Here is a 13,356-nt window from a genome sequence, read left to right on the forward strand (position 1 = left end):
TGCAAGCGCACGTATTGCTGCATCGTGATAAAAATACTCTGTCTACGGCCTTAGGGCCCAGGGCAGAGTATTTTTTTGAGTACTCATATTGACAATAGGGTATAACGTTGATAAGATAAAAATAATCAAATACCTACTCGTTTACTCGGAATAAAACGATTTATATGAACAAAGAAATCTTCGGAAACCTCAGGCCCTGTCCGGTTTGTTGTAGACGGAATAGACCCAATAACGGATTTCCGTAGTTCTTTTATAACATCTAGAGGCTGCTCGGCCGCACATGTATATGGCAACAGGACTTAAGTAGTATTCATCCCACTAAGGAGGGCATTCATATGGCTAAAGTAGTTAATAACGTAACAGAACTTATCGGAGGTACTCCGCTTGTTCGTCTGAACCGTATTGTACCTGAAGGTAGTGCTGAAGTGTTCGTGAAATTGGAATACCAGAATCCAGGTTCAAGCGTGAAAGACCGTATCGCGATTAGCATCGTGGAAGAAGCGGAAAAAGAAGGCAAGCTGAAACCAGGTGATACCATCATCGAAGCAACAAGTGGTAACACCGGAATTGGACTGGCTATGGTGGCTGCAGCCAAAGGCTACAAGTCTGTTATTGTTATGCCAGAAACGATGAGCATGGAGCGTCGTAACTTGCTTCGCGCCTACGGAGCTGAGCTTGTGCTCACACCGGGAGCCGAAGGTATGAATGGTGCAGTTAAAAAAGCAGAGGAATTGCTTAAGGAAAATCCATCCTATTTCATGGCTGAGCAATTTAAAAATAAAGCCAACGTGAAAATTCACCGTGAAACGACTGGCCCTGAGATTGTTGAAGCAATTCAATCTGTAGGCGGTACGTTGGATGCTTTCATCGCAGGAATTGGTACAGGCGGAACGATTACAGGTACAGGTGAAGTGTTGAAAGAAGCCTTCCCTGAGATTAAAATTGTTGCTGTTGAGCCAGCAGCTTCCCCAATCTTGGCAGGCGGTAAACCAGGTCCTCACAAAATCCAGGGGATTGGTGCCAACTTTATCCCTGAGATTCTGGATCAGGAAATCTATGACGAAATCATTCACATTGAAAATGATGATGCATTCGAGACTGCTCGTCAGGTAGCGAAGGAAGAGGGTATCCTATCCGGTATTTCTTCCGGTGCAGCCATTCGTGCAGGTCTGCAAGTGGCTAAACAGCTGGGTGCAGGCAAACGTGTTGTGGTTATCGTACCAAGTAACGGCGAACGTTACCTGAGCACACCACTTTACAACTTCGAATCTTAAGATTAACAAGAGATGAAACAAATCCTCCTTGCCCGCATGCCGGGTGTGGAGGATTTTTTGCTGAATGCTTTTAAAAGCAGCGGTGCTTTAGTATACTATCAGACAATAGAACTAGCGACAGATGGAGGCGGCAAACCGCAATGACACACCTGATGACAACATACGCCGACTGGACCGAATGGGCAGGACAAGGCTGGACCATGATGCCTTACATGATCAAGTCGGATAAGGGGCCGTATCATGGCGGTTTACCGTTAACGTGGGAAGGGGCCTGGCAGCAGGCATCCCCTTATGCAATGGTGCTGGAGAACGGCAAGGGCGGCAGGTACACCTTCCTTGGATTACACCCTGTATCCGTTATTTCCGGCAAAGGAAATGAAGCTGTTATTCACGATCTGAAAGAGGGATCCACGTCGACAGACAAGGGTAAGCCTCTTGAAGTATTAAAAAGATGGGCTGCGCCATACAGCGCACCAAAGGTGAGCGGTGCCCCAGACTTTGGCGGTGGTTGTGCAGGGTATCTAAGTTATGACGTAGCCAGATCCCTCGAGAAGCTGCCGACCTTGGCTGAAGATAATCCGGCTCTGCCAGATTATTGGTGGATGCGTTTTGAAGAAGTGTGGGCATATGATCATGAGCAGCAGGCCTTGTTCTGTATGGTGCACATGCCTGTGCAGCCAAATCAGACGGAGGCCGATCTGCGCAGACTTTACACGGAAGCAGAAGAGCGAGCAGCAGCCATGCAGCAGCGCTGGCTGCTTATTCTGGGATTTGCGCAGGCAGAAGATCAACAGCAGGCACTGGAGCATCGCAACAGTCAGATCCATCGTACTCCACTGACAGCGGACTCGGAGCGAGAAACCGAAGGGTGGCATACTTCTTTTCCGAAAGAAGATTTTGAGCAGGCAGTACGTACCGTGCAGGAATATATCCGGCAAGGGGATGTCTTTCAGGTGAACCTGTCCCTGCGGCAGGAGAAGCTTCTGAAGTCCAGTCCCGAACACATCTATGAGTGGCTTCGACTTGTGAATCCATCTCCCTACATGGGAATGCTGCGGAGTCCTGATTTCCAATTGGTGAGCGGTTCGCCCGAGTTGCTCGTCAAAGTCGATCATGGCAAGGTGAGCGCACGTCCGATCGCAGGCACACGGAGAAGAGGGCGTGATGAAGCTGAGGATGAGTTGATGGCCGCCGAGATGCTGAACAGTGAGAAGGAGCGGGCAGAGCATATTATGCTGGTCGATCTGGAGCGGAATGATATCGGACGAATTGCGGCCTATGGATCGGTCCATGTGCCGGAACTGATGACGATCGAGAAGTATTCGCATGTCATGCATCTGGTGTCTCAGGTGGAGGGAACGCTGGCCGACGGACTTTCTGTATTTGATGTGATTGCAGCGACATTCCCCGGTGGAACAATTACGGGTGCACCCAAAGTTCGAACCATGGAAATCATTGAGGAACTGGAGCCTGTGCGCCGCGGACCGTATACAGGTTCGATTGGGTGGATGGATTACAGTGGGAACATGGAGTTGAACATCGTCATTCGCACGCTTTCCATTAAGGACGGTATGGGGTATGTACAGGCAGGAGCAGGCATTGTTATTGATTCTGATCCATATCGGGAATACAGGGAGTGCCGCAACAAGGCAAGGGCCATGATGCGAGCTGTGAATTACAGTGAAGAAGCTGAAGCTGTTAAAATAAAATAATTAAGCAACCGTTCCCTGTGTGGACGGAAGAACAGGAGGAGCAAAGATATGATACTGGTTATCGACAATTATGATTCCTTCACATACAACCTGGTTCAATATCTGGGTGAACTTGGGGAGACGGTGGAAGTTCGCCGCAATGATGAGATTGATCTGGCAGGCATTGAGGCCTTGGCGCCTGATCATATTTTGATCTCACCCGGTCCTTGTACGCCGAATGAGGCAGGCATCAGTCTGGCGGTCATTGATCATTTCAAGGGCAGCATTCCGATCTTTGGCGTTTGTCTGGGACATCAGGCGATTGGACAGGCGTTCGGAGGCAATGTTATTCGTGCGGACCGCATGATGCATGGCAAAACATCCGAAATGCATCATAACGGAACATCCGTATTTAGCGGATTACCATCACCGTTTACGGCAACGCGTTATCACTCTCTAATCGTCGAGCGCAGCAGTCTGCCAGACTGTCTGGAGATTACAGCCGAGACGGCGGAAGGCGAGATTATGGGCTTGCGTCACAAGGAATATGCGATTGAAGGTGTTCAGTTCCATCCCGAATCCATCATTACGGATCACGGTCATCAAATGCTGCGTAACTTCCTGTCTCAGCAGGTAAAAGTATAGAGATGAAATATGCCGCGATAAACGGAGACTTGGTCAATATGGCGGCAGCCGTGGTTCCGGTGACGGATCACGGCTTTTTGTACGGACTCGGATTGTTCGAGACGTTTCGGACGTATCAGGGAGTTCCCTTTCTGCTGGAACGTCATTTGGAGCGGATGGCTTCAGGGTGTCGTGAATTGGGCATTCCTTTCACAGCAACAGCAGCGGAGGTAACGGACTGGATTAGTGACCTGTTGCTTGCTAACGAACTCCAGGATGCTTATGTCCGCTATACGGTATCTGCGGGTGAAGCCCCGCTGGGATTACCTTCGGGGGATTATGTAAAACCCAATCATATCGTATTGGCAAAAGCACTACCTGAACCCTCCCCATCCCTATACGAAAATGGAAAAATGCTTCAACGTCTGTTGACACCCCGTAACACGCCTGAAGGAGAAGTGCGGTTCAAATCGCTGCATTACATGAACAGTATTCTGGCGAAACGTGAACTGAACGGATACGGACAGCATGTGCAACATGCGGAAGGGCTGCAATTAACCCGAGATGGGCATGTAGCTGAGGGGATTGTCAGCAATGTGTTCTGGGTGAGACAGGGCGTACTCTACACACCAGCACTTGCGACCGGCATTTTGCCGGGAATCACCAGAGCCGTTGTACTGGAGCTTGCAGCTCAGCAAGGAATGCTTTGCCAAGAAGGCTTGTTCCCTTGGGGGGAACTGCTACAGGCAGATGAAATCTTTTTGACAGGCTCTGTTGCTGAACTCGTTCCGGTTACGACGTTGCGGGATCAGGATGGTACAGAAACGGTAATAAGCAGCGGACACATAGGCCCGGTTACAGAAGCGCTTCTGGGTATGTACCGGCAGAAAGCGGGGTATACTTCATGACACTTACACCAGTCATCTATGAACGGAATTATGCGTGGGGGCCAGCAGAGCTCAAACTTGGTACACGGACACTTATTATGGGCATTCTGAATGTCACACCAGACTCCTTCTCGGATGGGGGACATTATACCAATGTGGAGCGAGCGGTAACTCACGCCATACAGATGATGGAGGACGGCGCGGATCTCATTGATATCGGAGGAGAGTCCACCCGTCCAGGCTCAGAGGTCGTTGGCGCGGAAGAAGAGCTCAGTCGGATCATACCGGTCATCGAAGCGTTGCGGGAGCAGGCTCCACATATCCCAATATCGGTAGACACCTATAAAGCAGAAGTAGCTCGTCAGGCCGTTCAGGCTGGAGCGCACATCATCAATGATGTCTGGGGAGCCAAGGCTGACCCGAAGATGGCACGCACTGCCGCAGAACTGGGATGTCCTTTGATCCTGATGCACAATCGGCAAGAACGAGACTACACGAATTATTTGAATGATGTGGTTCGTGATCTTCAGGAGAGTGTACAGATTGCGCTGGAGGCTGGAGTACATCCCGACCAGATTATTTTGGACCCGGGCATTGGATTTGTGAAGGATCTGAACGAAAATCTGGCGCTCATGTCATCGCTTGGGTTGCTCAATGAGATGGGGTATCCCGTTCTGCTGGCAACCTCGCGTAAAAGGTTCATCCAGAACACCTTACAGGTGCAGGCGAATGATGCGCTGGAAGGTACAGCTGCTACGGTTGCCTTTGGCATAGCGCAAGGCTGCCAGATGGTTCGGGTTCATGATGTGAAGCCGATGCGGCGCACGGTGGACATGTGTGATGCCATGCTGTATGCATCTCCAGGCTTGCGGAGGAAATGATGCTGACGGGTCCGGTGACCCGTTCAGTAGAAGCGCAGCGTTTTGCAATGGGAACGAAATATCCAACCATGATTTCATTATATATAGAGGGCAGGCGGAACTTATGGATCGAATGGTATTGCATCGAATGGAGTATTACGGATATCACGGCGTATTTGCCGAGGAACGGAAGCTGGGGGCGCGTTATTATATTGATTTGGAGATCGATATGGATCTGGGTGAGGCTGGGCGTAACGATGATTTGTCCAAAACCATCAATTATGCAGAAATCCATGAGCTGGTGAAACAGATCGTTGAACATAAATCATTCCAGTTAATTGAAGCTTTGGGCGAACATATTGCATCTTCTTTACTAGACACTTATACTATTATCAATGCATTGACAGTCAAGGTGACGAAGCCGCATCCGCCGTTCGATATTCATTTTGGGGGCGTAACTGTAGAGCTTCGCCGCACAAGAAAGTGAGAACCGATCATGATTGCACATTCGACCTCTGAATCTTCAGAGGCTTATATTGCTTTAGGGGCTAATTTGGGTGACCGGGAACAGACGCTGCTTGAGGCGTTAACGTTGCTGGATGCACATCCTCATATATCCGTCCTGCGCTGTTCTGCACTGTATGAGACGGAACCGGTAGGTTATGTGGACCAGCCAGCGTTTCTGAATATGGCAACTGCGGTACAGACTACACTTTTGCCGGAGCAGCTGCTCACGGAACTGCTGGATATTGAAACACGGCTTGGACGGGTTCGTGATATCCGTTGGGGCCCTCGTACAGTCGATTTGGATCTGCTTTGGATGGATGGAGAGACGAGTGATACCGAACGGCTGCAATTGCCGCATCCACGGATGGGTGAACGGGCATTTGTATTGGTGCCACTGGCTGACATCGTAACCGAAGATGAGCATTCAGGTTTGTATACCTTTGTACAATCATCGTTGTCTGTACTGGATGGAAAGGATGGAATACAGCTTTGGAAAACGTGCAATTGGCCAATCGAATCCGGGCTTTCCGGAAGCTGAAAGGTTTAACACAACAGGAGCTAGCTGCCGAGACGGGCATATCGCTGGCCATTCTGGGTATGATTGAGCGAGGCAACCGTAAAGTAGCAGAACGGGAGCTTAATCTTATTGCAGGGGTACTATCGATTAGCATTGAGGAATTACAGGGAAGTTAGCGCCGTTTTTTTACTAACAAGAAAACATCGTCATCATTCGTTGATTTTATACTTTATACAGCAAGAAGCATTAAGAAACTAAACACAACCAGGATTCATACAAAAGTCGGATTTAAAAAGGAGTGGAACGACTACCGTGCTTAAAATAGGTGACATTGAAATGAAAAACCAGGTCGTACTTGCGCCGATGGCTGGCGTGTGTAATCCGGCTTTTCGTCTAATTGCAAAAGAATTCGGAACAGGCCTCGTATGTGCGGAGATGGTGAGTGGAAAAGCCATCGTGCATGGTAACAAGCGGACACGTGAGATGTTGTTTGTAGATGAGCGGGAGAAACCGCTGAGCCTGCAAATTTGGGGGGGAGATCGTGAAGCCCTCGTAGAAGCAGCCAAAATTGTGGACAAAGAAACCAATGCTGACATCATTGACATCAACATGGGATGCCCAGTGCCAAAAGTGACGAGCTGTGATGCAGGTGCACGGTGGTTGCTTGATCCGAACAAAATTTATGAGATGGTATCCGCTGTAGTGGACGCGGTAGATAAGCCCGTTACAGTCAAGATGCGGATCGGCTGGGATAACGAGCATATCTTCGTGGTTGAGAATGCACTTGCGGTTGAACGCGCTGGCGGACAGGCGGTAAGTGTACACGGCCGTACACGCGAGCAGCTCTACACAGGTACAGCGGACTGGTCGCACATCAAAAATGTTAAAGAGGCTGTCTCCATCCCGGTTATCGGGAACGGAGATGTATCTTCACCGGAAGATGCCCGTCGTATGTTGGATGAAACGGGTTGTGACGGAGTTATGATCGGTCGTGCCGCTCTGGGTAACCCATGGATGCTGTATCGCACCATTCAATACTTGAGTTCCGGCGAATTGCTTCCTGACCCGAATGGGGAAGAGAAGATTCGGGTTGCCATTTTGCATATGGACCGTCTGATTGCACTGAAGGGTGAGGCTGTTGCTGTGCGCGAGATGCGTAAACACCTGGCTTGGTATCTGAAAGGTCTGAAAGGATCTGCCCGCATCAAGGACGTTATTATGGAAGAAACCAAACGTGATGAGATGGTGCATATTCTGGAGAACTTTGTAGGTCAGCTGCATATGGAAGGCAATCTGGAGTCAGAACCGGCAGTAGCTGAAAATGCATCCTGATCTGCGGTTGTAAAACGTTTACAGCCATAGGGGATGTAACATTGACTTTTCGAGACCGTTACCCTATAATTTCACAGTATAAATTCGCCATGTGCGTCATAAGGCTAGTGCATCAGGAGGAACGTTCTGTTTCTCCGGAGAACTTCATATAGTTTTGAAGATGTATGCGGGCGGAGCTCTGTAAACAGCACTGGTTCCGTTGCCGTGCAATCAAATTATTCCCATGACAGGAGAATCGGTTGAGATGAGCGATAAGGAAGTTATCCTTACACCAGAGGGACTTAAGAAGCTTGAAGAAGAACTGGAAATGCTGAAATCGGTGAAGCGCCGCGAAGTGGCTGAACGGATTAAGGTAGCCATCGGGTATGGAGATATTAGTGAGAACTCCGAATACGAAGACGCGAAGAACGAACAGGCTTTCATTGAAGGCCGCGTTATTACTTTGGAGAAATTGCTCCGGAACGCACGGATTATCAACAGCGACGAGATCGATACCGAGGCCGTAAGCGTGGGTGCAACAGTTAGTGTAGAAGATCTGGAATTCGGTGATATCACGGAATATACGATCGTAGGTACTGCGGAGTCCAATCCGCTGCAGAACAAAATATCGAACGAAAGTCCTGTTGGTAAAGCCATTCTGGGCAAGAAAAAAGGTACGGTTGTTGATGTAAGTGTGCCTGCTGGCGTAATTCAATATAAAATTCTAGACATCAAAAAGTAATATAAGCAATGAAGCAGTCGGGTACGGAGACAAAAGCTTCCTTAGGGAAGCTTTTTTCAACATTTGAGGCAGAATACCTCGGAAGATGCCTGCAATGTAAATAAGGAGATGAATATAGATCATGACGGATGAAGTCTTGAATCAGGAAACCGAAACCGAACTAAGTGAGCTTTTACAAATTCGCCGCGACAAATTGGACGAGCTCCGCAAATTGGGGATCGACCCTTTTGGCCAAAAATACGTACGTACGGAAGAAGCCGGCTCCATTCTGAAGAAGTATGAAGAACTGACTAAGGAAGAGCTGGAAGAGAAGCACATCGAAGTCAGTATTGCCGGACGGATTATGGCGAAGCGGGGAATGGGTAAAGCGAGCTTTGCACATATTCAGGACCTGAGCGGCAGAATCCAGATCTATGTTCGTCAGGATACTGTGCCGGAAGACAAATATGCCGCGTTCAGCCTGCTCGATCTGGGGGATATTGTAGGTGTTTCTGGGGTGATCTTCAAAACCAAGACAGGTGAAACTTCGGTTAAGGTGCAAAATCTCGAAGTATTGTCCAAGTCACTTTACCCACTTCCGGATAAATATCATGGACTAGCGGATGTAGAGCTGCGTTACCGTCAGCGCTATGTTGACCTGATTATGAATCGCGAAGTGCAACAGACCTTTGTTACTCGTTCCAAAATCATTCAGTCGATGCGCCGTTACCTGGATTCCCTAGGCTATCTGGAAGTGGAAACTCCGACGCTGCACACCATCGCTGGTGGAGCCGCTGCGCGACCATTCATTACGCATCACAATGCGCTTGATATGGAATTGTACATGCGGATTGCGATCGAGCTTCACTTGAAACGTCTGATTGTAGGCGGTCTGGAGAAAGTATACGAGATCGGCCGTGTATACCGTAATGAAGGGATGTCGACACGTCATAACCCGGAGTTCACGATGATTGAGCTTTATGAGGCATATGCCGATTATCAGGATATCATGCGTTTGACTGAGAATCTGGTTGCTCATATCGCACAGGAAGTGCTGGGAACGCAAGTTGTCCAATATGCAGACTATCAAGTAGATCTTACGCCACAATGGCGCCGTGTAACGATGGTAGATGCGGTTAAGGAAGTTGTAGGCGTAGACTTCTCCGTGCATATGACGAACGAGGAAGCTCACCGTTTGGCGACAGAACATAAGGTTCCGGTTGAAAAGCATATGACATTTGGTCATATTCTGAATGCATTCTTCGAACATTTTGTAGAAGAGACGTTGATTCAGCCAACCTTTATCATGGGACATCCGGTTGAGATTTCCCCGCTGGCGAAGAAAAGCGATGTAGATCCACGCTTCACGGACCGCTTCGAGCTGTTTATCGTTGGACGTGAGCATGCCAATGCCTTTACGGAGCTGAATGATCCAATTGATCAGCGTCAGCGCTTTGAGGCACAATTGCTGGAGAAAGAACACGGAAACGACGAAGCACACGAAATGGATGATGATTTCATCCGTGCACTCGAATATGGTATGCCACCAACAGGTGGACTGGGAATCGGTATTGACCGTCTGATCATGTTGTTGACCAATTCGCCGTCCATTCGTGACGTACTGCTCTTCCCGCACATGCGTCCTCGTACACAGGATTAAATAAGGAACGTTTAACTCGTTCATAATAGAAGAGGAACCTGCCGTTCAGTATGATGCTGGTGGCAAGTTCCTCTTTAGGTTTACATAGGCATCGAAGTGATAGATTCGTCGAAACAACATGACTGCCATAAGTATGGTGACAAATCTTCTTGCCTACCTGTTTGTATTACGTTAAAAGAGGTGCCCTTCATGAAGTTTAGGCTTCACATTGCTAAATTCCTATCACCCCCACTGATTCTGGTTGGTGGTTTCATGCTTATTATCACGATCGGTACGATTCTGCTCATGCTGCCCATCTCCAACCAAAGCGGCCAGCATTTGGCGTTTATTGATGCGCTGTTTACGTCTACCTCTGCCGCATGCGTGACCGGGCTGGTCGTCGTGGATGTAAGAACAACCTTCAACCTGTTTGGTCAAATCGTGATTATGGTGCTTATGCAGCTAGGTGGACTTGGCTTCATGACTATCGCAACGTTGTTTGCATTGGTATTGGGCAAGCGAATCTCGCTTAAGGACAGGCTGCTGCTGAAAGAGGCTATCAACGCAGACAGTATGGAAGGCATCGTACGTATTATCCGCAAGGTGCTAATCTTTTCGTTTACCATTGAAGGGGTGGCTGCTGTTATATTGGCCCTACGCTGGGCAACGGAAATGCCTTTTTGGCAGGCTGTGTATTATGGTGCTTTTCACTCGGTATCATTATTTAATAATGGTGGTTTCGATCTGTTTGGTAATAGTTTTCAGCATTATACGGGAGACTGGTTGTTTAACGTAACAGCTTCCGTGCTGGTTATATCCGGGGGACTCGGCTTTGTGGTATTGAATGATTTGTTTGAGTACCGCAAGCGTCGTCGTTTATCATTGCATTCCAAATTGGTATTGTCCGTGTCAGGTGCGCTGATTGGTGTGGGTGCAATTGTACTGTTTGTATTTGAGTTCACCAATGGGCACACACTGGCTTCTCTAAGTTGGAGTGAAAAGATCTACGCCTCCTTCTTCCAGTCTGTTTCAACACGCTCGTCGGGTACGAGCACCATTGATATTGCCCAGATGAGGCAGGCTACCCAGTTCTTCTTCATTCTGTTGATGTTTATTGGGGCATCTCCGGGATCAACTGGGGGCGGAATCAAAACAACAACGTTCCTGATCATGATTGGAGCGGTGTATGCCATGATTCGAGGCAATAAAGATATTGTGTTTTTCCGTCAACGTGTTCCAAAGGAGCTGCTGATGAGAGCATTGACGATTATTATGGTTTCCTTGATCATATTCATGGTTGTCGTCATGCTACTACTTACGACAGAGGATGCACCGTTCCTTTCACTTATGTTTGAAGCGGCCTCGGCGATTGGGACGGTTGGTCTGTCGGTAGGAGTAACGCATGAATTAACGGTATGGGGAAAAGTAATTATCGCCTTCACGATGTTTATAGGACGGATTGGGCCTCTAACCATCGCATACGCGCTTCGTCCACGCAAAGAGAAAAAACTGTATCGCCATCCGGAAGGCCGGATTATTATTGGATAAAAAGAAAAACCGTCACGCATCTAGGACACTAACCCTATTATGATTCATTAGGTTAGTCACAACTGATGCCTGACGGTTTTTTTGTTTCATAAGAAGCAATTACTCGGCCCTGCTGTGTGAGGGATAGAGCTGTATAAATCTTGTGACCGAATCTCTTATTCTGCATCCCGGAATAACGTTGCAAGATGCATTGTAAGGATGTCCTCCATGATCTTGCTGTTCATCTGGTCAGGACGAAGAATCGCATGGATTCCCAAACCGTCCACCAGTGCGTACAGTCGTTCAATTTCCAGCTCCTTATCGAGACCTGTTCGGGAGAGATCGAGCTCCATGAGGTAGGTGATAACCGTAGCCATCGCGCGTCTGAGTTCGTCATATACTTTGTCGGCATGCTCTTTAAGAGCGGGTTCGGTCTTGGATTTGGCTGTAAAAGCGTACCACACCTCCATTTCGGCCATTTTTTCATCCGTATTTGGCAAGAGTTCTAACAACATAAGCTTCATATTCTCCAACGGGGAAGCATCAAAGGACATCTGTGTGATTCGGTTCGAAACCCGTTCGGATACCAGATTCATTGCGTATAGGAGTAGTTCCGATTGGGTTGAGAAGTAATGGCGCATAGATCCGGCTGAAATACCAGCTTCTACGGCGATATTTCGAACGGAGGCCTGTTCCATACCATCTCTGCGGATGACGCGCCAGGCTGCTTTGGCTACGAGCTGACGTTGTTTATCATGATCAACTATTTTAGGCATAAAAAGATTATAGCATTGTTGATTATTATAATACAAATGTGTTAAATTGTATTTAATACATTTGTATTATAAAAGGAGTAGATTATTTGATTGCCTATTTTATTATTGGATGTGAGATTGCTTTCTGGGTATTTGTCGCTGCAGGTCTGAGTGTGCGTTATCTGCTCGGGATGAAACGTACAGGGATTGCACTATTAATGGCGACACCCATTGTGGATGTTCTTCTTATGGTTGCGACGGTGATTGATCTTCAACAGGGTGCTACAGCAAGTATGGTTCATGGCATTGCAGCAATATATATAGGCGTGAGTATTGCCTATGGTCATCAGATGATTGCTTGGGCTGATCGTTACTTCTTGTACTGGTTCAAAGGTGGAGAACATCCTCGCAGCAACAAGGTGTACGGTAGCGAGCATGCTAGTCGTGAGAGAGTGGGATGGCTTAGACATCTATTGGCTTGGAGCATAGGTAGCTTGTTCCTGCTCGCAATGATCTGGTGGATTGGTGACGCGGAGCGTACTGCGGCCTTCTCTAATCTCATAAGAGTATGGGGAATCATATTGGGGATCGATTTTATAATCAGTTTCAGTTATACCTTATGGCCGAGGAAGATGCCTGTAAAGAAAATGAAGTAACATGAAATTGTATTAAGCAGGAATCACGCAGATCATCCATGGAAGATAGGATGATCTGCATGATAAACTTTATTGAAAATAAAGCTTGCGTTCCGAAACTGTACATGGTATATTCTAATTCCGGCCAAGAAAACACGAGAAACACGGTGCGGCAAGCGAAACGAATAAGCTTCGAAAGAAACTTAAAAAAATAGCTTGCAAAGTTGGTTCGGATGTGATAAGATATAAAAGTTGCTGAGTTGAACGAAACTTAGTAGCGAAACAAGTTTGATCTTTGAAAACTGAACAACGAGTGAGTAACGATCTTGCTTGCAAGATCGACGCTGAGAAATCGGTACATGTCTTCGGACTGTATGATTTCGAAGCACAAATGAGATTTTTAATCTC

Annotated in this window: 15 protein-coding genes; 14 read left to right on the plus strand and 1 reads right to left on the minus strand. The window is 47.7% G+C overall.

What is annotated here, in order from left to right; all coding sequences use genetic code 11:
• Window positions 1-335 precede the first annotated feature (335 nt).
• The 13 genes from cysK (at window position 336) to P364_RS0130240 (ending at window position 11,579) form a co-directional block, all read left to right on the plus strand.
• Window positions 336-1,274, plus strand: a complete 939-nt coding sequence (gene cysK / locus P364_RS0130180; protein ID WP_024633737.1) for a cysteine synthase A — start codon at window positions 336-338, stop codon at window positions 1,272-1,274.
• Between the two features lie 12 nt (window positions 1,275-1,286).
• Window positions 1,287-1,418: a hypothetical protein gene (locus P364_RS38540; protein WP_256984815.1), complete on the plus strand. Its 132-nt coding sequence runs from the start codon at window positions 1,287-1,289 to the stop codon at window positions 1,416-1,418.
• The gene (locus P364_RS0130190) at window positions 1,415-2,986 is read left to right on the plus strand and encodes an anthranilate synthase component I family protein (protein WP_024633738.1); all 1,572 of its coding nucleotides are present in this window, start codon (window positions 1,415-1,417) and stop codon (window positions 2,984-2,986) included. The genes P364_RS38540 and P364_RS0130190 overlap by 4 nt, the downstream gene beginning before the upstream one ends.
• Before the next feature lie 48 nt (window positions 2,987-3,034).
• On the plus strand, window positions 3,035-3,610 hold the full coding sequence (pabA, locus tag P364_RS0130195; RefSeq protein ID WP_024633739.1) for an aminodeoxychorismate/anthranilate synthase component II: 576 nt from the start codon (window positions 3,035-3,037) through the stop codon (window positions 3,608-3,610).
• 2 nt (window positions 3,611-3,612) lie between these two features.
• Entirely contained in the window at window positions 3,613-4,497 is an 885-nt protein-coding gene (locus P364_RS0130200) for an aminotransferase class IV (RefSeq protein WP_024633740.1), read from the plus strand.
• A complete protein-coding gene (gene folP, locus P364_RS0130205; protein WP_024633741.1) occupies window positions 4,494-5,357 on the plus strand; it encodes a dihydropteroate synthase in 864 nt (287 codons plus the stop codon). The genes P364_RS0130200 and folP overlap by 4 nt, the downstream gene beginning before the upstream one ends.
• Before the next feature lie 103 nt (window positions 5,358-5,460).
• Entirely contained in the window at window positions 5,461-5,823 is a 363-nt protein-coding gene (gene folB / locus P364_RS0130210; RefSeq protein ID WP_024633742.1) for a dihydroneopterin aldolase, read from the plus strand.
• Window positions 5,824-5,832: 9 nt separating this feature from the next.
• Window positions 5,833-6,381 (plus strand): 2-amino-4-hydroxy-6-hydroxymethyldihydropteridine diphosphokinase, encoded by a 549-nt coding sequence (gene folK / locus P364_RS0130215; protein ID WP_024633743.1) that lies wholly within the window; start codon window positions 5,833-5,835, stop codon window positions 6,379-6,381.
• Window positions 6,333-6,536 carry a helix-turn-helix domain-containing protein gene (locus P364_RS0130220; protein WP_029881414.1) on the plus strand — a complete coding sequence of 68 codons (204 nt, stop codon included), beginning with the start codon at window positions 6,333-6,335 and terminating at the stop codon, window positions 6,534-6,536. The genes folK and P364_RS0130220 overlap by 49 nt, the downstream gene beginning before the upstream one ends.
• A 136-nt stretch (window positions 6,537-6,672) precedes the next feature.
• The gene (dusB, locus tag P364_RS0130225; RefSeq protein WP_024633745.1) at window positions 6,673-7,692 is read left to right on the plus strand and encodes a tRNA dihydrouridine synthase DusB; all 1,020 of its coding nucleotides are present in this window, start codon (window positions 6,673-6,675) and stop codon (window positions 7,690-7,692) included.
• Between the two features lie 244 nt (window positions 7,693-7,936).
• A complete protein-coding gene (greA, locus tag P364_RS0130230; RefSeq protein WP_024633746.1) occupies window positions 7,937-8,413 on the plus strand; it encodes a transcription elongation factor GreA in 477 nt (158 codons plus the stop codon).
• Between the two features lie 121 nt (window positions 8,414-8,534).
• Window positions 8,535-10,052: a lysine--tRNA ligase gene (gene lysS / locus P364_RS0130235; protein WP_024633747.1), complete on the plus strand. Its 1,518-nt coding sequence runs from the start codon at window positions 8,535-8,537 to the stop codon at window positions 10,050-10,052.
• Window positions 10,053-10,241: 189 nt separating this feature from the next.
• Window positions 10,242-11,579, plus strand: coding sequence for a TrkH family potassium uptake protein (locus tag P364_RS0130240; RefSeq protein ID WP_024633748.1), 1,338 nt, complete (start codon window positions 10,242-10,244; stop codon window positions 11,577-11,579).
• A 155-nt stretch (window positions 11,580-11,734) separates the two neighbouring features.
• Here P364_RS0130240 and P364_RS0130245 read toward each other — a convergent pair whose 3' ends face one another.
• Window positions 11,735-12,334, minus strand: coding sequence for a TetR/AcrR family transcriptional regulator (locus P364_RS0130245; RefSeq protein WP_024633749.1), 600 nt, complete (start codon window positions 12,332-12,334; stop codon window positions 11,735-11,737).
• A gap of 86 nt (window positions 12,335-12,420) precedes the next feature.
• Between P364_RS0130245 and P364_RS0130250 the strand changes: the two genes are divergently transcribed.
• Window positions 12,421-12,969: a hypothetical protein gene (locus P364_RS0130250; RefSeq protein WP_024633750.1), complete on the plus strand. Its 549-nt coding sequence runs from the start codon at window positions 12,421-12,423 to the stop codon at window positions 12,967-12,969.
• The last annotated feature ends 387 nt before the right edge of the window (window positions 12,970-13,356 follow it).

It is taken from the genome of Paenibacillus sp. MAEPY2, assembly GCF_000499205.1.
GTDB classification, from domain to species: Bacteria; Bacillota; Bacilli; order Paenibacillales; family Paenibacillaceae; genus Paenibacillus; species Paenibacillus vandeheii.